Genomic DNA, 19,356 nt, shown 5'->3' with positions numbered 1-19,356 from the left:
CATCCTTTCGATTGCGAAAGCGAGGATACCGCTTCCGCTTTCGTATTGACAAGCAATCGCAAGCGCTCCAGCATGGGCGTATGAGCGAAGCCCTCCCCGCGGCGCTCCGGCGCGAACGAATGCTCGAGCTGATCGGGCGCGCCGGCTTCGCCCGGGTGTCCGACCTGAGCGAGGCGTTCCAGGTCTCCGACGTCACCGTCCGCAGCGACCTGGATGCGCTCGACCGCGAGCAGAGCATCCGGCGCGTCCACGGCGGGGCTGTGCTGCGAACAGCAGGGATGCGGGAGCCGAGCTTCGAGGAGGCCCTGGAGTCGTCGGCAGAGGAGAAGCGCCGGATCGGCCTGGCTGCGGCGGCGATGGTCTCCTCCGGCAGCAGCGTGCTGCTCGATGTCGGAACGACCCCCGCCGCTATCGCCCGCGCCCTCGTCGAGCGGGACGACCTGGAGAACGTGACGGTCATCACGAACGGCCTGACCATCGCGCTAGAACTGGAACGCGCCATCCCGCGGTTCGAGGTCGTCGTCACCGGCGGCACTCTGCGGCCGCTGCAGCACTCGCTCGTCGAGCCGCTCGCCGCCGTTCTCCTGGGCCGTGTGCACGCCGACATCGCCTTCATCGGCTGCACCGGCGTGCATCCCACCGGCGGCATCACCAACGTGAACCTGCCCGAGGCCGACCTCAAGCGCGTCATGGTCGGTTCGGCCGAGCGTGCGATCGTGGTGGCCGACGGCAGCAAGCTCGGCCGCACGCATCTCGGCCGGATCGCCGCGGTGGATGAGGTGGCCGAGCTGGTCACCGGCGAGTCGGCTGCACCGGAGGCGGTGGCGGCCCTGCGGGACGCGGGGCTGCCGGTGATCGTCGCCTGAGGCCTAATCTGTTGCCATGCGACCCGCCACCGGTGAACAGTACGAACTCGACTTCGGCGACCTGAGCGCCACCATCGTGCAGGTGGGAGCGGGCATCCGCTCCCTGCGCTTCGCCGAATCCGACCTGACCGAGCCCTACCCTTCGGGGGAGCAGCCGCCCTCGGCCTGCGGGATCGTGCTCGTCCCGTGGCCCAACCGGGTCGCGGACGGCCGGTGGGAGTTCGACGGGGAGCCGCGGCAGCTCGACCTGACCGAACCGGCGAAGCGGAACGCCATCCACGGCCTGCTGCGGCGCCGCCCGTACGAGCTGGTCGAGCAGTCCGACTCGATGGTCACGCAGGCCGCGACCGTCTATCCAGAGCCCGGGTACCCGTTCCTTCTCGACACCACGGTGACCCACGAACTGCACACCGAGGGGTTGCAGGTCACCCACACCATCAGCAATGCCGGCGAGACGGCTGCGCCGGTGGCCGTCGGCGCGCATCCCTACCTCCGCATCGCGGACGTTCCGCCGGAGCAGTTGACCGTCACCGTGGCGGCGCGCACCCGGTTCGAGACGGACGACCGAAGCAACGTCACCGGCGAGTCGCCGGTCGCGGGAACGTCGTTCGACCTCTCGGCGGGTCGCCGGGTCAGCGAGCTGCAGCTCGACACCGGCTTCGCCGACCTGCCCGACGGGCCGGTGGAGCACATCCTCGCCGCCGATGACGGCCGCCAGGTCGTGCTCTGGGCCGATGAGGCGTTCCGTTACGTGCAGGTGTTCACGCACCGGTCGTTCGCGACGAAGCCCGGGGGAGTGGCGCTCGCGATCGAGCCCATGACAGCCCCGGCGAACGCCCTCAACTCGGGCCGCGGTCTGCGCTGGCTGGAGCCGGGCGAGACCTGGTCGGTGAGCTGGGGCGTCCGCCCGGAAGGATTCGGCGGCGAGGCCTACCTGGCCAGCTGGGGGTAGAGCACGCGCACGTCCTCGTGGAGGTGCGACTTGACCTGCTGCGCGACCTCTCCGACGATCGCCTCCGCTCCACCCTCCTGCACGGTGTCGAGGGCCTCGTCGGCGACCTGACGCGGCGGGACCTTCACACCGGTCGCGTCCGCCGCCATCTCGGTGTCGACGTAACCGACGTGGACGCCGACGACCTGGATGCCCGCGGGCGCGAGCTCCACGCGGCTCGAGTTGCTTGCCGACCACAGGGCGGCCTTCGTCGCGCTGTAGGAGCCGAAGGCGAGCCAGCTGAGGGCGGAGTGCATGTTCACGATGGCGCCGCCGCCGTTGGCCTCGAGGACGGGGGCGAAGGCGCGCGTGACGAGCACCGGTCCCCAGAAGTTGGTGTCGAACTCGCGGTGGATTTCGTCGAGGTCGCCGGTGACGAGCGACTCGTTGACGGCGATGCCCGCGTTGTTGACGAGGATCGTGACGTCGCTCGCGACCTCGGCCGCCCGGCGGATGCTGTCCGTATCGGTCACATCGAGGGCGAGGGGGACGACGCGCGGGTCGTCGCTCGTGACGGTCTCGGGGCGGCGGGCGGCGGCGTAGACCTTCGTCGCGCCGCGCTCGAGGAGCGCTGCGACGAAGGCGGCACCGAGGCCGCGATTGGCGCCGGTGACGAGGGCGACGCGGCCGGTGATGTCGGTCATGTGAGGAGTCCTTCCGAAGGTAAACCGATCTGTGTACTCGCAATGTACACAGATCGGTTTACTTTTTGCAAGCGCCTGACTAGGATCGAGGCATGTCCACAGCCACCGCCCCCTCCCGGCCGAAGCCGCGGGATCGCGTGGTCGCGGCCGCCGCACGTCTGTTCGTGCGCGAGGGCGTCAACGCGGTCGGCGTCGACCGGCTCGCTCAGGAGGCCGAGGTCTCGAAGCGCTCGATCTACCAGCACTTCGACGGCAAGGATGCGATCGTCGCAACCATGCTCCAGGAGTACGGGCCGCGTGTCGTCACGGGATACTTCGACGCCGACGAGGGTGCCGCCCCACGGGACCGCGTGCTCCACGTCTTCGACGCCCTGCACGCCGCCGCGGAGGCCAGCGACTTCTACGGCTGCCCCTTCGTCAACGTTGCGACCGAGCTGCGCGACCGCGAGCATCCCGCCGCCGTGGTCGCCCGCGGGTTCAAGGACGAGCTGACCGTCTACTTCGAGCGCCAGGCCGCGGCCGCCGGAGCTGCTGACCCCCGCACCCTCGCCATCCAGCTGACTCTGCTGTTCGACGGCGCTTCGGCGAGTGCCGCCATGCGCGGCGGCACGCCCGACGCGGCCCGCCTCGCCGCCGCCCAGCTCTTCGACGCCGCGACCGCCGCCTGACCTGCGCGCACATTCGTGCCGAATGTGCGTTCTGGCGTCCCCAAACCGCACATTCGGCACGAATGTCGCGAGCTAGGGCGCGATCGACAGGAAGATGAACGCCGCGAACAGCACCAGGTGGATGCCGCCCTGCAGCCGCACCGCGCGTCCCTGCACGATGGTGAGGATGCTGACGAGCACTGTCAGCACCAGCAGAACGATCTGACTCGACCCGAGTCCGAGGTGCAGTGCGCCCGGCAGCCAGATCGACGCGACCGCGATCGCCGGGATGGTGAGCCCGATGCTCGCCATCGCCGAGCCGAGCGCCAGATTGAGGCTCGTCTGCGTGCGGTTGCGCGATGCCGCCTTGGCTGCGGCGATTCCCTCCGGCAGCAGCACGAGCAGCGCGATGACGACGCCCACGAACGACTGCGGCAGCCCGATCCCGGTCACCGCCCGCTCGATCGGTGTCGACTCCAGCTTGGCCAATCCGACGACCGCGACCAGGGACACGAGCAGAAGCCCGAGGCTGATCAGGGCCGCGCGCTTGGTCGGCGCTTCGGCGTGGTCGTCCTCGGTCAGGGGCTTGCCCTTTCTGCCCACCGGGAGGAAGAAGTCGCGGTGCGCCACCGTCTGGGTGAAGACGAACATCCCGTACAGGGCGAGGGAGGCGATCGCCGCGAACACCAGCTGCGGTCCGGAGAACACCGGGCCGGGCGCCGACGTGAAGCTCGGCAGCACCATCGTCAGGGTGGCGAGCGCGGTGACTGTCGCCAGGGCCGCTCCACTGCCCTGCGCGTTGAAGGCGGTGGACTCGCGGCGGGATGCGCTGAGCAGCAGCGAGAGGCCGACGATGCCGTTCATCGTGATCATCACGGCCGAGAACACGGTGTCGCGCGCGAGCTCAGGGGAGTCCTTGCCCGTGGTCATGAGCGTCACGATCAAGGCCACCTCGATGATGGTGACCGCGACGGCGAGAACCAGCGAACCGAACGGCTCCCCGACCCGGTGGGCCACCACCTCCGCGTGCTGGACGGCCGCCAGCACCGTCCCGGCCAGGACCACGGCGATCACGATGACGGCGATCGTGTTCAGCTCCACCGCCCAGAACGCCACCAGGACCACGACGCCGATCACCGGCACCCCGATCGTCCACCATCGTGCGAGCCAGGTGCCGAGCGCTTTCATGCGTCCATCCTGCCAGGCCGCCCTCCGGGGGCCCCGGGCGGGTTCCGTCGCCGTCGTCCGGCGGGTCCCGCGGGTTCGGCTGCCGGGTACCTGTTGGATGGGCGCATGACCGGGACTCCGACCCTCCGCGCGCTCTCCGCGACCGCCGGCGCCTTCACGTTCGCCGTCCTCCTGGCGGGATGCGTCTCGCCGAGTCCGTCGCCGACCGGATCGCCCTCCGCATCCACCACCTCGACATCACGGCCGACCCCGACCTCCACGGCGCCCTCGACGCCGATCGACGGCCAGTGCGACACGGGAGACCTCTCCGGGACTATCGCACAGGGTGGCGGCGGGGCGGCGGGCAGCGTCGAGGTGACCCTCGTGCTCACGAACAACGGTTCCAGCGAATGCTCTCTGCAGGGCTGGCCGGGGGTGTCGTTCGTCGGCGATGGAAACGGCACACAGCTGGGTGCCGCGGCCGAGTTCGACCGCAGTACACCGCATCCGACCGTCGTGCTCAAGCCGGGCGGCACCGCGCAGGCGCCGCTGCGCATCACCCAGGCGCTGAACTACCCCGAGGCGGACTGTGCTCCGAAGCAGGCCGACCGCTTCCGGGTCTACCCGCCCGGGTCGACCGAGTCGCTGTTCGTGAAGGACGCGGGCGTGACGGCCTGCACGAAGGATTCGGTGTCGCTGCTCACCGTCGGGGCGCTGGTCGCCGGCAGCTGACCCGGCATCCGAGTCACTGGCAGACGCGGGCGAGCGGTCCGTCCCACGACTCCCGCAGATCTGCCGCGGCCCTGTTCGCGTCGGCGAGTGCCGCGGCGGGGTCGCCGGCGAAGGCCTGCCCGTCGACGGCGCCCTGCAGTTCGTCCAGCCTCCGGTCGACGGGATCGAGGGCGCGCTCCACGGCGTCCGTCGCGATGTCGCTCGTGTCCGCGCGGAACGTCGTAACGGCCTCTTGGATCGCCGACCCCGCCTCGACGGGATGCGCGCCGAGCGCCGCGAGGTGTGCATCCAGCGCGGCGTCGAGGGCGTGGCGCGCGCTCCGGATCGTCGTGCAGTCCCGCCCGCGCTCGGCCGACGCCTCGGAGAACAGTGGGAACTCGGAGGCGGCCGCGACGCCGAGCATCGCGATGGCCGCAACGCAGCCCAGCATCAGCGCCGCAGCTCCCGGCCAGAGCCGGACCGCACGCGCCAGCATCCCGGACCGGGTGCGGGTCGCCGCATCCACGGCCGGCGTCGAGCGCGGAGTGCCGGCATCGACATCCGGCACGCTCGGGCGCGAGATGGTCACGGTCGCAACGCTAGGGCCGCTCGGTGAACAGTTCGTTGCATGATTTCCGCTGAGGGACCGATGAGAGACCGCGCTGGGTCGTCCGCCTCGTCGTAGCGGTGCGGTAACCGCGATCGCATGAGAATTCCTCGCATTGCGAGCGAATCGGGGATACCGTGGCGCCCGGGAGGCGGAGGATGACGCGGATCGAGGAGAATGACCGCTGGGCCGCTGCGGAGCGGCTCGCGGCGGGAGAGGTCGACGAACGGTTGATGCACCGTCGCGGCACCACGCTGTTGTGGATCGTGGTGCTCGTTCTCGTGGGCGTTGTAACGGGCATGCTCTTCGCTCTCCTGCTTCCCTCGCGCCCGGAGCACACTGACGCTGCCGTCATCCAGTCGCATGTCCTCATCGGCTGGAGCATCAGCGGGTTGGGGTTCGCGGTCGCAGTGGTCGCTTTCGTCTGGGGGAGACGCACCGGTCACTACATCCCGCGATGGCGAGCGGTGCTGAGCCCTCTCTCGCGGGAGGAACGGAAGTCCGCCGTCCGCCAACTCCGCGGCAAGGAAGCGCTCGACACGCGGCATGCGACCGTGATCGTCGCGGCCGCACGGCAATCTCAGCGGGCGACGTGGGGATACGTGCCGCTGGTGGTCGCTCTGACGCTCATGGCGGTGGGGTCGGCGATCTCGAGCGGCATTTTCTGGGCCACCTGGTTGTTCGCGGCGGCCGTGGTGCTCTTCGCCGCCTCCGGCATCGTCAGCCTCATCCGGTATCGAGAGGTCGCGGCGTTCCTGAATGCGCACGAGGGGACGCTCGGCGACTGATCCGAAAGCTCGTCGAGGCTGGCGCCTCCCGGTACCGTTGCTCCATGGACGCCACCTCCGACATCGACGTTCTCGTGTTCAGCGCTGAGTTCGGCTGCTGCGGCGTCCCCTTCGCAGCGGGCGAGGACGTGACGCTGACGGTTCGAGCCCCGGTTGAGGATCTGTCGGCCCAGGATGGCGTGCCCACGTATCTCCATGAGCTCCATCCCGTTGATGACCGTGTGCCTCTCGCCGATGTCACCGGGCGCGTCGAGCGGATCGTGGCGTCGTACGAGCGGTTGGTCCCGGTCCCCGGTGCTCACTACCGCACCAACGACCCGGAGGATCGGATCGAACGCGATGTCGACCGGGTGCCGACCGAAGACCACCCGGCGGGTTATGGCGGCCCGGACTACCGGGTGCGCATCAGCATCCCCTCCGATACGCGCCTGCCCGATCCCGCTCCCGAGGTCGAGCTGTCGCCTGCGCTCGACATCGATCGCCCGCCGCCGTCGCGGGTCCTGCCCCTGCTGACGACGCTGGTCGCGGAAGTCGCGTCGGAGTTCGGAGACGCGGTGGATGTGCTCCGCGGCCGCGAGGACGCCTCCGTCACGCTGCAGCCGCGTCGGGAAGGGGCGGCCGCTGTGCGGTGGAACGCCTACCTCGATCAGCTCACGGCGGAGATCGAGCATGCGGAGTGGACGCTGACCGACGACGAAGCTGGCGTCGCCGTCCTCTGCGACCTCGTCGCCGCAGCCGCGGCCGGGCGCTTCTCCGAGACGGAGGAGGACTGGACGATCGTCTCCGTCGCGACGACGGCAGATGGGCGCGCATACGAGGCGACGACGACCGTCTCGCGGTTTCCCCTCGGCGGCGACGTCGTGATGCTGGGAGGTTCCGACCACGAGCGGATCGAGCGCGCGCGGTCCGGAAATCCTTTCCTTCCGTGGAGCGACGAAGTCTGATGGCAGGTCGCGCGCATCCACTCGCGTCGGCGGCCCCCGATACGATCCCGGAGTGATCTCCACCGTCGCCGTCTCCGGCTACCGCTCGCTGCGCGACCTCGTCATCCCGTTGGGGCGGCTGACCGTGGTGACCGGTGCGAACGGGGCGGGCAAGTCGTCGCTCTACCGGGCGTTGCGCCTGCTGGCCGGGTGCGGGCGGGATGAGGTGGTCGTCGCGATCGCGCGCGAGGGCGGCCTCGACTCCACCCTGTGGGCCGGTCCGGAGCGCCTCGGCCGGGCGATGCTCCAGGGCGACGCGCCCGTCCAGGGAACCGTGCGTCGTGATCCGGTCGCGCTCCGGCTGGGCGTTCAGCTCGACGACGGCGGCGTTGGCCTCGGCTACGCCCTCGACCTCGGACTGCCGCAGCCCAGCAAGGACACCGCTTTCGGCCGCGATCCCGAGCTGAAGCTGGAGACCGTGTGGACGGGTCCGGCGCCTCGACCGTCGAGCCTGGCGGCCGAGCGGCGCGGCGGCCACGTCCGCGTGCGCGGTGACGACGGCGGCTGGACGGAGCTCGGCAAGACCCTGCGCACGTTCGAGAGCATCCTCACCGAGGTCGTCGATCCTGTCCGTGCCCCGGAGGTGCTGCGGGTGCGCGAGAACCTGCGCGCGTGGCGCTTCTACGACCACTTCCGCACCGACACGGCGGCCCCGGCGCGGCTTCCGCAGCTCGGAACCCGCACGCCGGTGCTCGCCGCCGACGGAACGGATGTCGCGGCGGCCATCCAGACCATCCGCGAGTCGGGCGGCGGCGACCCCTTCGACGCGGCCGTTGATGCGGCGTTCCCCGGCAGCCGGGTCGAGATCGTGGTCGACGGCGCCCAGTTCTCGGTGGCCGTCCGGCAGCCCGGGCTGCTCCGTCCGCTCGCGGGCGCGGAGCTGTCGGACGGCACCCTGCGCTTCCTGCTCTGGGCGGCCGCGCTGCTGTCACCGCGTCCGCCGCAGCTGCTGGTCGTCAACGAGCCGGAGACCAGCCTGCACCCGGACCTGCTGCCAGCCCTCGGCTCCCTCATCGTCGCCGCGTCGGCCAACGCGCAGCTCGTGGTCGTCACGCACTCTCCCGACCTGCAGGATGCGATCCAGCGTTCCGCGGCCGACCGCGACCTCGTCGACGACGTGAGCCGCATCCACCTGGAGAAGCAGCTGGGGGAGACCCACGTGCGCGGCCAGGAGGGCCTCCTCGACCGTCCCAGCTGGCACTGGCCCACCCGCTGAATGCTCATTGCGGCTCCGGTGTAGATTCTGGCGTGTGAGTGACCCCGGCCGGCGGCACCGATGGGACCGCATGGTCGCGCGCCCGCTGACGGGACAGCGCCTGGCGGTCGACCCATGAAAGAGAGCCGAGCGTCGGGACTCGCGCAGCCCGGCGGATGGCTGGCGGGTGTCACGACGCCCCCGCGGCCGGTGAGCACGTGGGGGATGGCCTGGCGGCTGACCGCGCGGTGGACGGCCACGTTGGTCATGTCCGCCTTCCTCGCCGCTGCCATCTGGTCCGTCGCGGCGACGCCGTCGTCCCAGCACTGGCTCGTGCTGCTCGCGGTCGTCGGCGGCTGGCTCTACAGCGTCCTGGTGACCGTCGTCCTCACTGTGGTGCTAGTGCGGGCTCCGCGAGCGACGCGCCGAGGGTGAGCGCCGCTGTCAGCTAGCGCTTCTCTCGGGCTGGATGACCTTCCCTCGGGTCAAGCCCCCGAACTGGGGCATACCACGATGGTCCCTACAGTTCCATGAGAATTGATTAAGAATTCGCCGGGCGGCTAGGGTGTGGCTTGGCCGCCGGGGGCGGCCAGTGTCTCGGGGGGATTTTTCGTGAAGTTGTTCTCTGCTGCCGGTTCATACCGGATGCCCGCTTTTCTGCTCGCCGCGGGCCTGTGCGTCGCATTCGGGGCCGGATCGCTCGCCGCCCCACAGCCGGCGCAAGCCATGGACAGCGCGCCGGCCGCTGAGGCGCCTGCCGATTCTCAGCAGGTCGAGTCCGAGGCGGAGGCCCGTGAGGTGGCCGCAACCCACAACCACGAGGTCGTCGTCGCAGACCAGTCATCGCCGAACGTCCTGGTCAAGGCGCGCCCTGACGGGTACATGGAGGCAGTGAGCAGCCAGGTGCCCGAACAGGCGGAAGTCGGCGGCGTCTGGACTGCTGTGGATACGACACTTGTCGAGAAGGAAAGCGGCTACGAACCGAAGGTCGCTGCCGTGCCGGTGCGAATCGGCAAAGGCGGTTCCCCGCTCATCGTCTCGGTGAAGTCGGAGTCGGGCGACTGGGTCAGTGAGAGCTGGCCGTATGGCGATCTTCCGGTGCCGACCGTGAGCAAGAGCGTTGCCGTGTTCGCGAACGTCCTGCCGGACGTGGACCTGAGGGTGACCGCGACGAAGGCCGGTATGCGTGAAGTCCTGGTCGTGAAGACAGCGGATGCGGCAGCCGACCCGCGGCTGGACGAGGTTCGTCTGACGATCAAGGGCGCTCGGCTGGTGATGGCGACCGAGACGGACACCATGCAGGCCCACACCGGGTCGGGGGACCCCGTGGTCGCCGCAACGCCACTGTGGTGGGATTCGTCGCATGAAAGCGCCAGCGCGGAGTCACCGGGGGCGGTGGAGCCGAAAGCCGTCGAGGCGACAGTGGACGGCTCGCAGTCGGTGCTGGACGTCGGAGCCGTGACCGACGGGGACGTGACATATCCGCTGTACGTGGACCCGGACTGGAGCGCATACCTGCAGTACGACTGGTACACAGACCGGGCCTACCCGAATCAGGCGTACTTGAACCCGCCGGAGAACAGCGTTGGCTACGGCATTCAGAACGGTGTCGGCTATCTGTCCCGGGCCTTCTATCGGTTCGATACGAGTTTCCTCGCCGGGAAATCTGTTTCGAGCGCCCATTTCGATGTCGTGCAGAACTGGGCCAACAGTTGCGCGAGCACGTGGACCCAACTCTGGCAGTACGGTGGCTCGGCTGTCGGCTTCACCTGGAACACCGACCCCGGCCTATGGGTGCGCGCGATCGATGCCCAGGCATACAACAACGGCGGTCCGTGCAGCCCCAACCCGGCGTGGGTCGGGTTCTCCGCTACTCCCACGGCGCAGGACGCCGCGACATACTCGGCTCCGTTCATCGTGTTGGCCCTCAGGACCGCCGACGAAGGGAATTCGCTGTCCCGCAAGCACTTCCGCTGGGATGCAAAACTCACGGTCACCTACAACTCCCGGCCGAATCAGCCGGCGAATCCCGCAATGACCGCGCCCTCGCGCGGCTGCAGCACCGATCCGAACAATCCCTCCTATGTGTACGGGAAAGCGAAGATCACGATGAAGGTGAACGTCACCGACCCGGACACCGATCAGCTGACGGCAGCCAACTTCTTCCTCAAGAGGATCTCGACCGGTGCCGTGAAGACCACCCCGACGTCCTTCCAGGCTCAGGGCGCCAACTTGACCTACACGATCGATCCGGCCTCCGCGACGCTGAGCGCTGTGGAGAAGCTCGTCGACGGTGAGAAATACGCGTGGTCGGCGAGAGGAAGCGACAACATCCAGGACTCCGCGACGGATTCTCCGTGGTGCTATTTCGTCGTCGACTCGAGCGCGCCGGCACTACCGACGGTCTCCATCGATACGTCAGGGGGCGCCCGGATCGGATCGCCTCTGACGGCCACCATCACGCCGGCGCCTGGTGAACAGATCGCCGGCTACCAACTCTGGTGGACGGACACCGCGAAGACGAGCTCCAGCCCGGCGGCTCCGGTCACCTCGTACACCACGGAGTTGCCAGGGTGCGGCGCAGGAGTGGTGGGGACCGTGCGCGTGATCTGCGCCTCCGCTTCGGGAGGGGCGACCGTCACCGTTGCGCCGATCGCGAATCCCTCGACACTGTGGGTGGCCGCGTACGACAAAGCCGGAAACGTGTCGTTCGATGCGGCGACCAACTCCTCCGCGGCAGGCGCGCAGGTGGACGCTACGCTGCCGCTGGATCTGTCCGGTGGTCACCTGTGGAAGGCGGACACGGATCCGCCGGTCGGGCTCTCCGATGTGATCGGGACGGCCGCTGTCACGATGGGGAGCTTCAACGGCTGGGGGACTGATGCCGGCGAGAACGATCCGCAGCTGACGTCGGTCGGGCTGACCGCCCTGAATCGCTACGTGAAGGCGGGAGTCGGGCACGCCACCGAGGTAGACGGGGGACAGGTGCCCGGATACACCCTCGAATTCCCCGTCGGTCACGTCGCCCGATACGGTGCGGGCAGCAAACAACCCGTGAACTCGCAAGTGCTCTATGCGTGCAAGTACGGCGTGGGCAACATGCTCTCCACGTCCGCGACGTGCGAGGGAACCGGGCTCACAGGTCGCCCGCTCGGCTATGACTGGAAGACCGCGGCGGACGTTCCGTCGGGGTATCAGGCTCGGGAGATCTTCCGTTGCCGGATCGGGACGGACTACTTCGTCAGCGTCGTTCCGGCCTGTGAGGGTGGCGCAGCCGTCGAAGGAAGCCGGGGCTTCGTCGCGGTCTACGTCCCCACCACCACAGCGGCGGGCGTGGTGGACACCACCAAATCGTTCACGGTCTCGGCCCGAGTGAAGGCCAACGGTGGGAGCGAAGCCCAGACGATCGTCTCGGCCAGCGGGGCTACCAACGCCGGGTTCTATCTCCAGAACTCGGGCGGCTACTGGCAGTTCTGCGTCCGCTCCCAGGGCGCGACCCTCATGACAGCGTGCGCAAAGGGTGCAGCGATTCCGGCGACGCCCCGGTTCGTGACCGTCTCCGGCGTGTGGGATGCGATCAACAAGCAGGTCATGCTGGTCGTTCACGACGAGGACCTCACTGAGGCGACCACGACCAGTTACACCCCACCGGCCGACGACAAGGCGGCGACGGGCGCGGTGATGTTCGGGGCCGCCGGCTCGGGATCCACACCGTTGCAGATCCTCGACGGGCAGATCGCAGACGTGTCTCTCTATCCGGTGGCGTTGCCACGGACCGCGCTGTCCCAAGTCCCCGTCCCCGCTCCCTGACACGCTGCAACGAAACTGAGGATTCGACGTGACATTCTCCACTTGGTTAACTCGCAGCTCGGCGCTCGGCGGCCTCGTCATCGCCACGCTGGTCGCAGCCACCCTGCAGGGCGCGCCTTCCTCCGCCGCTGAGGCGCCGACACCTCCGGCGTGGGCGAAGGTCGTGCCCGGCTCTGCCGCGAAAGAGCACGTCGGCAAGGGCGGCACACCCCCGGAGTCGGCTGCGATCTCCACCGCCCCCGCGCCAACGGGCGACTATCAGGTCGATATCGACGGCGGGGCGAAGGGCGAGTCGATCGCGGTCGACGACACGGCCGGTCGATCCGCCGTCGTCGTCGACGGGAAGTGGCATCCGGTCGGCGACACCGGACTCACGGTCGCCAGCGCGGGAGACACGCAGTCCGCTGCGGATGCGCGCAAGCAGCTCGAAGCTTCCAAGATGGGGACCGCGAAGGCCAAGGCCAAAGACCGGGCCGAGAAGGTCTCTGTGAAGTTCCTCCCGTCCGCGAGTGCCGAGAAGCTCGGCGCGGCCGGCCCGATCGTACAACTGAGCCGCGCAGACGGTTCTGCGACCGAGGCGGCGATCGGGGTTCGGATTCCGACGAAGGTCCTGGCTGCGGCGTATGGCGCGGACTTCGCCTCCCGCGCCCACTGGGTTCAGCTCGACGGGACGGCGCTGCCCAAGTCCGGGAAGGACCTGCGGAAGAAGGCCACCTCTGTTCCGTCGGAAGTGGATTCCGAGTCCGGAACGGTGACAGCGGCCCCGACGATCGGTCGCGCACCAGTACTGATGATGGCCCTCGCCACCGCGACGGGCGCGTCCGGGACAGGGGATTTCACAGCTACGTCGCTCAAGCCATCGGCGGCATGGGATGTGTCAGCGCAAACCGGGACATTCAGCTGGAAGTATCCGCTGCGAATCCCGCCGGCGCCTGCCGGCCCGGCCCCCGACCTCGCGCTGTCGTACGACTCTCAGTCCGTCGATGGGCTCACGGGCTCGACCAACAACCAGCCATCCGCGATCGGTGAGGGCTGGTCTCTCGCCGGAAGCGGATTCATCGAGCGCTCCTATGTCGGCTGCGCAGTGGACGACGGTGCGTCGGGGCCGGTGAAGACCTCCGGTGATCTGTGCTTCAAGAACGCGAATGCCACCGTCTCCTTCGCGGGCCACTCCGGCGAGCTGATCCGGGTCGGTGCCACCAACCAGTACCGCCTCGCCGCCGACGACGGCACGCGTTTCACGGAGTACAAGGGAGCGCCGTGCGCCTCCAACGGCACCGCCGACACCGCCTGCTGGCAGATGGTCACCACTGACGGCACTCAGTACTTCTTCGGGCTGAACCAGCTCCCCGGATACGTCGCGGGGAAGCCGACCACCAATTCGGCCTGGACGGTGCCGGTGTTCGGCAACGACGCGGGCGAGCCGTGCCATGCCGACACTTTCGCGGCGTCATCCTGCCAGCTGGCGTGGCGGTGGAACCTCGACTATGTCGTCGACGTGCATGGCAACGCGGAAGCGTATTACTACAACGCGCAGACGAACATGTACGCGAAGAACGGGTCGACTGCGACCGCTTATGTGCGCGGCGGTGAGCTCGAGCACATCGAATACGGCCTCAGCGCTTCCACCGTCTTCGGTGCAAACGCCGCGTCGGGCAAGGTGTTCTTCAGCTACGACAAGAACGGGCGCTGCTCCGACGGCAGCGGCGCACAGTGCACCACGCAGCCGGCGGCCGGCAACGCCGTCAAGCCGGCGAACGCCGCCTCCTATCCCGACATCCCGTTCGACCAGCTGTGCGCGTCCGGCACCTGCGCAGGCCTGGTGTCGCCAACATTCTGGACCACGTCGAAACTGTCGACAGTGAAGACGCAGGTCCTGTCGGCCGGTACCTACAAGGACGTCGACTCGTGGGCGCTCAAGCAGTCCTTCCCCGCTCCGGGCGATGGGACGTCGCCTGCGCTTTGGCTGGACAGTGTCACCCACACCGGCTATTCCGGTACCGCCACCTTGACCGAGCCGACGGTGAGCTTCGGCGGCGCGGTCCTCCAGAACCGGGTCTGGGCTGTTGACGGCCTCGCGCCGCTCGACAAGTGGCGGATCGGATCCATCAAGACCGAGCTCGGCGCGACCGTCAGTGTCAACTACTCGGCCCAGGAGTGCGTGCCCGCCGACCGGGCAGCGATCTTCGCAGCACCGCAATCGAACATCAAACGCTGCTACCCGCAGTGGTGGTCGCCGTCGGTGACGCCACCGCAGGCGCCCCAACAGGATCTGTTCCACAAGTACGTCGTCACCAGCGTCATCGACAACCCCAACACCGGGGGAGCCGGTGCGCCTGCCGTCGAGAAGTACTACGTCTACGGCACGCCCGCTTGGCGGTACAACGATTCTCCGCTCGCTCCGGCGGAAAAGCGGACCTGGTCGATCTTCGCTGGTTTCGACACCACCGAGGTTCGCGTCGGACAGGCGACGAAGCCGTCCGAGCAGAACGTCACCAAGTACACCTTCTTCCGCGGATTGGATGGCGACAAAGCGTCACCCGCGGGCGGAGTGAAGTCCGTCCAGGTGGGTGGCGTCCCCGACTACCGCCCGTTCGCCGGGAAGATCCGCGAACAGGTCGCCGCTCTCGGCGTCGGGGGAGCAGTCCTCTCGACGACGACCACCACGCCGTGGGGGTCCGCACCGACCGCCAATGACGGTGTGCATTCCTCGTGGTACACCGGCGACTCTCAAGTCGTGGTGGTCGAGCCCGTATCGACCGGCGGGACTCGATCCACGACCACGACAACGAGTTACGACCCCACCTGGGGGCTGCCGACGAGCGTGCAGACCACCCACACGGACGCGCCGGCGACGTGCGTCACCACCACGTACGCGCCGGCGAACACCAGCCGCCACCTCATCGGAAGCGTGGCGGAATCTCTCACGACTGCAGGGACGTGTGACCAGGCAGCCACAGCGGAGGCCGACCGGCTCATCAGCGATGTGCGCACGAGTTATGACGGCCAAGCTCCAGGAGCGGCTCCGACGACCGGTGACCCGACCACGGTCGAAACCGTCACGTCGATGACCGGAACTTCGAAGACGTGGTCGACCATCGCCACGACCGGCTATGACGCGATGGGCCGGACTGTGCAGGTCACGGACGCCCTCAACCGGATCACCAAGACGGCGTACACGCCGGCCGGCACCGGCGGGCCGACGACCAAGGTGGTCGTCACCAACCCACTCGGCTGGACCTCCAGCACGGAGTTCGACCCCGCATGGGGCGCCGTGCTCAAAGCGACGGATGAGAACAGCAAGATCACATCCGCCAGCTACGATGCCCTCGGCCGGCGCACGGGCGTGTGGCTTCCCAACAAGTCCCAGACGACCTATCCGACTGCCCCGTCGACGAAATACACGTACAACCTGTCCCAGAGCCTCGCTTCAACGGTGGCCACCGAGTCCACCATCCCGGGCAGCACCATCACCGCCTACGACCTGTATGACGGTCTGGGCCGGATCGTGCAGCACCAGGCCAAGGCGGTACAGAGCGGGGGTGTGATGACCGACACCGCCTACGACTCCCAAGGCCGGACGATTTCGAGCACATTGCCGTACTGGGCAACGGCCGCCCCATCGAGCAGCCTGTTCATTCCCACGAGCATGGCGCAGGTGCCTTCCCGTACGGACACGGTCTACGACGCCGCCGGGCGCACAACCGCGTCGATCCTTTACACCTACGGCAACGAGAGCTACCGCACCACAACCGGGTACCCCGGTGCCGACCGGGTGGACGTCACCCCGCCCACAGGCGGCACTCCGGCCAGTACGATCACCAACTCGGCCGGTCAGAAGACAGCACTCACTCAGTATCAGGCGCCCACTCCGACCGGTAGCGGACTCACGACCTCCTACGCGTACACGCCGGCAGGCAAGCTCGCCCGGATGACGGATCCGGCAGGAAACGCGTGGTCGTGGCAGTACGACCTGCAAGGCAACCAGATCGTCGCCGACGACCCCGACTCCGGTCACACCACCTCCAGCTACGATCTCGCGGGTAACGTCCTTTCCACCACGGACGCTCGAGGTCAGGTCCTCGTCTACAAGTACGACGACCTCAACCGCAAGACCGAGAAGCGCTCCGGATCGATAACCGGCCCGCTGCTGGCATCGTGGACCTACGACACGGCGGCGAAGGGCAAGCCGGCGTCGGCGACGAGCTACACCGGCTCGACGGCAACCACTCCGGGACTGGCCTACGTCACGTCCACCGACAGCTACGACGACCTTTACAACCCGACGTCCACCACGGTGAAGATCCCGGCAGGAGCGCCGGCGTTCGGCGGCACCACGTACACGGTGACGATGACCTACAACAACGCAGGCCTGCCGCAACAGCGCACTCTCCCGGCGATCGGAGGGCTGCCGCTCGAGCGCATCCGCATCGGGTACAACGGCATCGGCAGTGTCGACAACGTTCAGGGCGCGACGATGTACGGGGTCACCTCCTACAGCCCGACCGGTCAGCTCGCCGCCATCACGCGCGGCACCAGTGGGTACACGTTGAACACCACCTTCGGCTACGACCCGAGCACCGGGCAGCGCAATCAGGTCATCGACACCGCGTCTACGCCGACCGGCTCCGGTACCCAAGCGAACCGGCTCTACAAGCGCAATCCGGCCGGGGATGTCACAAGCATCCAAACAACGGGCCTCACCGGCACAGACACGCAGTGCTTCCGGTACGACGCCATGCGTGCACTCACCGAAGCGTGGACGCCCAGCACCACGGACTGCGCCGCCGACCCGACAGTGGCGGGACTCGGCGGAGCGGCGCCCTACTGGACCTCGTACGCGGTCGACCCGGCGACGGGAAACCGTACTTCTACGACCAGTCACGCGGCGGCTGGCGACACCTCCACCCCGTATGGCTACCCAGTGGCTGGACAACCGCACCCCCATGCGGTGGCGTCTGCCGGGCAGTCTTCGTATTCATACGACGCCAGTGGAAACATGATCACTAGGGATAGCCAAACGCTCGGATGGGATGAATCGGGCAAGCTTTCCACAGTCGCTACGGCCGAGGGAACAGAAATCCGCCTGTATGACGCCGATGGGAATCTGCTTGTTCAGAGCGACTCTAAGTCGGGATCCAGGCTCTTCCTGAGCGAGACCGAACTAACGCTCCCGCCAGGGGCCTCAGCAATTTCGGCCGTTCGCACGTACACAGTCGCGGGAGTCGTGGTTGCCGAACGATCAACGAAGGTAGGGACCACGGGGTCGAGCGTTGCATGGGACTCCGGCGATCTAAATGGCACGCAGGACATCGCCCTCGACCAGGCGACGGGCGCGCTCACTCGCCGATTTGCGGACCCCTATGGAAATCCTCGTGGTGTGAGCCCGCTATGGGGAAGCAGTCACGGGTACCTGAACGCTCCCGTTACCACTTTTGGGACGCTTGTCCAGCTGGGGGCACGCGCCTACGACCCGCTACTTGGAACCTTTGCCTCCGTTGACGAGGTACTCGCGCCCGAGAATCCGTCTCAAAACAACGGCTATCGGTATGCGTCGAATAGCCCGATCACTTTCAGTGATGCAGACGGCAAGTGCTACAACGTCACTAATGACTCGCTGTCGATGCATACGAACTGCATCGGGTCGAAGGGAAGCGCTGCGGCCCCTGGCCCCGCGTACGTCAAACCGGGCGTAGGCTCCTCCGGCAATTCGAGCAGTGACTATGGTCGATATCAAGTCGACAAGATCCTACGTACAAAGTCGAGCACCTCTAGTTGGGCGCAGGACACCCGATGCTCGGGCGTGTGTCTCGGCGAGGGTGCGGCGTACAACTTGATCACTGGTTTCGCGCTAGGACAAGCACCCAAGGCGCTCCACTATGGTCAGGGATCCTCCCTTCTCAACGGCCTCATGACGGACGATGCAACCACCGCAGCTCTCGCTGAGATTCGAAAGAGATTACGCAACGGCGAGCGGAGTACCTTCGAAGAAGACGCAAGCTACCATTCTCAGGACAGCAAGGGGCTGCCTAATTTGCTTCGCGATATTAAGACTTATCTCTTGCTGGCTTCGTCCGGCGAGGAAGACAAGGCGCTCGCTGCTCTGGGCTCCTATGTTGCAACTGCGAAGGTGGCGAACGTCGATCGTGGCGCTCACACCGCAGACATAATCTTTTCTGGAAGCAACATTTCAACGGCGGGTTCTGCATTCGGACTTCTCCCGGCGGTGAGGGAGCCTCTCAACGCCTGGGTTACTGCGAGAGACTCCATTCAGGGTAGCGGCCCCTTCACTCCGATCAACGAAACCTTCACGTGGAAGCAGACAATAACCTGGTGACGCAAAAACGACTCATTACGGCCCTTCCGCTGCTTGTTCTGATACTCGCCTCCGTGGGCTGTTCGGCGGCGCCCACGCAAAGTTCTGAATTGAGGGGTTCGTGGGTCAGCGATGGTCCCGACGGCCAGCGCGCCGTACTTATACTCGCGAAAGATGGCGAGGCTTGGGGGTGTGGCCTTCCTTCGCCTGTGTTTCAGCGGGCGCTCGAGACGGAGCCGGATTGGAATAGCGAGTTAGATTTCGTCGGCAGATGGTCGTATATGAGCGGTCGAGTGCACCTTGAAGCAGATCACTTCTACCGGGACGGTCTGCCAGTGGCCGGGGGCAGAGGGAACAACCTTCAGACCGACGAGGGAGGCGGCGAAGCACGTCTCACTATTTCGATCGGGGACCCCGATTCGGGCAAGGACTTCACCTTCCATCACTCAGCCAAGGCGGTGCCTTGCGAGCGCCCTGATAGTGGCGGCTGATATCGGAATAGCCGAACGCGCGAACGCGGCACGATCGTTCGAATCGGTATTTGCACGTTGTGGCCTTCGCATTGGTCGGGTGCACGCGGACTGTAGCTCCTTGGGCGGTTCCCAGTTGCTGCCGACATGCGCTCACACCA

13 protein-coding genes are annotated in these 19,356 nt (G+C 67.5%); 10 read left to right on the top strand and 3 right to left on the bottom strand.

Annotated features, from left to right (window positions below; translation table 11 throughout):
- Positions 1 to 80 precede the first annotated feature (80 nt).
- Complete coding sequence (locus tag ABIC47_RS01490) at positions 81 to 866, top strand: DeoR/GlpR family DNA-binding transcription regulator (protein ID WP_089876934.1); 786 nt, start codon at positions 81 to 83, stop codon at positions 864 to 866.
- A gap of 16 nt (positions 867 to 882) precedes the next feature.
- On the top strand, positions 883 to 1,818 hold the full coding sequence (locus ABIC47_RS01485) for an aldose 1-epimerase family protein (RefSeq protein ID WP_020077017.1): 936 nt from the start codon (positions 883 to 885) through the stop codon (positions 1,816 to 1,818).
- On the opposite strand, the gene ABIC47_RS01480 is transcribed toward ABIC47_RS01485, so the two are convergent.
- Positions 1,797 to 2,501, bottom strand: a complete 705-nt coding sequence (locus tag ABIC47_RS01480) for an SDR family oxidoreductase (RefSeq protein ID WP_354476621.1) — start codon at positions 2,499 to 2,501, stop codon at positions 1,797 to 1,799. The two genes, ABIC47_RS01485 and ABIC47_RS01480, sit on opposite strands and share 22 nt — an antisense overlap.
- A 92-nt stretch (positions 2,502 to 2,593) precedes the next feature.
- On the opposite strand from ABIC47_RS01480, the gene ABIC47_RS01475 reads away from it, so the two are divergent.
- Positions 2,594 to 3,169 carry a TetR/AcrR family transcriptional regulator gene (locus ABIC47_RS01475; protein ID WP_354476620.1) on the top strand — a complete coding sequence of 192 codons (576 nt, stop codon included), beginning with the start codon at positions 2,594 to 2,596 and terminating at the stop codon, positions 3,167 to 3,169.
- A 72-nt stretch (positions 3,170 to 3,241) separates the two neighbouring features.
- On the opposite strand, the gene ABIC47_RS01470 is transcribed toward ABIC47_RS01475, so the two are convergent.
- Complete coding sequence (locus ABIC47_RS01470) at positions 3,242 to 4,336, bottom strand: calcium:cation antiporter (RefSeq protein WP_018191839.1); 1,095 nt, start codon at positions 4,334 to 4,336, stop codon at positions 3,242 to 3,244.
- 105 nt (positions 4,337 to 4,441) lie between these two features.
- Between ABIC47_RS01470 and ABIC47_RS01465 the strand changes: the two genes are divergently transcribed.
- Entirely contained in the window at positions 4,442 to 5,047 is a 606-nt protein-coding gene (locus tag ABIC47_RS01465) for a DUF4232 domain-containing protein (RefSeq protein ID WP_354476618.1), read from the top strand.
- 13 nt (positions 5,048 to 5,060) lie between these two features.
- On the opposite strand, the gene ABIC47_RS01460 is transcribed toward ABIC47_RS01465, so the two are convergent.
- Positions 5,061 to 5,615: a transporter gene (locus ABIC47_RS01460; RefSeq protein ID WP_354476616.1), complete on the bottom strand. Its 555-nt coding sequence runs from the start codon at positions 5,613 to 5,615 to the stop codon at positions 5,061 to 5,063.
- A 176-nt stretch (positions 5,616 to 5,791) separates the two neighbouring features.
- Between ABIC47_RS01460 and ABIC47_RS01455 the strand changes: the two genes are divergently transcribed.
- The 6 genes from ABIC47_RS01455 (at position 5,792) to ABIC47_RS01430 (ending at position 18,746) form a co-directional block, all read left to right on the top strand.
- Positions 5,792 to 6,421 carry a hypothetical protein gene (locus tag ABIC47_RS01455; protein WP_354476614.1) on the top strand — a complete coding sequence of 210 codons (630 nt, stop codon included), beginning with the start codon at positions 5,792 to 5,794 and terminating at the stop codon, positions 6,419 to 6,421.
- 44 nt (positions 6,422 to 6,465) lie between these two features.
- A complete protein-coding gene (locus ABIC47_RS01450; protein ID WP_354476612.1) occupies positions 6,466 to 7,365 on the top strand; it encodes a DUF6578 domain-containing protein in 900 nt (299 codons plus the stop codon).
- A gap of 52 nt (positions 7,366 to 7,417) precedes the next feature.
- The gene (locus ABIC47_RS01445) at positions 7,418 to 8,620 is read left to right on the top strand and encodes an AAA family ATPase (protein ID WP_354476610.1); all 1,203 of its coding nucleotides are present in this window, start codon (positions 7,418 to 7,420) and stop codon (positions 8,618 to 8,620) included.
- Positions 8,621 to 8,734: 114 nt separating this feature from the next.
- Positions 8,735 to 9,034, top strand: a complete 300-nt coding sequence (locus tag ABIC47_RS01440) for a hypothetical protein (RefSeq protein ID WP_354476608.1) — start codon at positions 8,735 to 8,737, stop codon at positions 9,032 to 9,034.
- Positions 9,035 to 9,211: 177 nt separating this feature from the next.
- Positions 9,212 to 12,409: a LamG-like jellyroll fold domain-containing protein gene (locus tag ABIC47_RS01435; protein WP_354476606.1), complete on the top strand. Its 3,198-nt coding sequence runs from the start codon at positions 9,212 to 9,214 to the stop codon at positions 12,407 to 12,409.
- Between the two features lie 28 nt (positions 12,410 to 12,437).
- A complete protein-coding gene (locus ABIC47_RS01430) occupies positions 12,438 to 18,746 on the top strand; it encodes an RHS repeat domain-containing protein (protein ID WP_354476604.1) in 6,309 nt (2,102 codons plus the stop codon).
- Positions 18,747 to 19,356 lie beyond the last annotated feature (610 nt).

Origin of the sequence: Leifsonia sp. 563, from assembly GCF_040545055.1 — a bacterium.
Taxonomy (GTDB): domain Bacteria; phylum Actinomycetota; class Actinomycetes; order Actinomycetales; family Microbacteriaceae; genus Leifsonia.
Note: the sequence above shows the minus strand (reverse complement) of the source record. Positions and strands in the feature narration are given on the sequence as shown.

Coding starts and splice junctions, on each gene's coding strand:
- ABIC47_RS01485 (WP_020077017.1), top strand. CDS start 883: ATGCGACCCGCCACCGGTGAACAGTACGAACTCGACTTCGGCGACCTG.
- ABIC47_RS01475 (WP_354476620.1), top strand. CDS start 2,594: ATGTCCACAGCCACCGCCCCCTCCCGGCCGAAGCCGCGGGATCGCGTG.
- ABIC47_RS01480 (WP_354476621.1), bottom strand. CDS start 2,501: ATGACCGACATCACCGGCCGCGTCGCCCTCGTCACCGGCGCCAATCGC.
- ABIC47_RS01450 (WP_354476612.1), top strand. CDS start 6,466: ATGGACGCCACCTCCGACATCGACGTTCTCGTGTTCAGCGCTGAGTTC.
- ABIC47_RS01465 (WP_354476618.1), top strand. CDS start 4,442: ATGACCGGGACTCCGACCCTCCGCGCGCTCTCCGCGACCGCCGGCGCC.
- ABIC47_RS01470 (WP_018191839.1), bottom strand. CDS start 4,336: ATGAAAGCGCTCGGCACCTGGCTCGCACGATGGTGGACGATCGGGGTG.
- ABIC47_RS01440 (WP_354476608.1), top strand. CDS start 8,735: ATGAAAGAGAGCCGAGCGTCGGGACTCGCGCAGCCCGGCGGATGGCTG.
- ABIC47_RS01455 (WP_354476614.1), top strand. CDS start 5,792: ATGACGCGGATCGAGGAGAATGACCGCTGGGCCGCTGCGGAGCGGCTC.
- ABIC47_RS01490 (WP_089876934.1), top strand. CDS start 81: ATGAGCGAAGCCCTCCCCGCGGCGCTCCGGCGCGAACGAATGCTCGAG.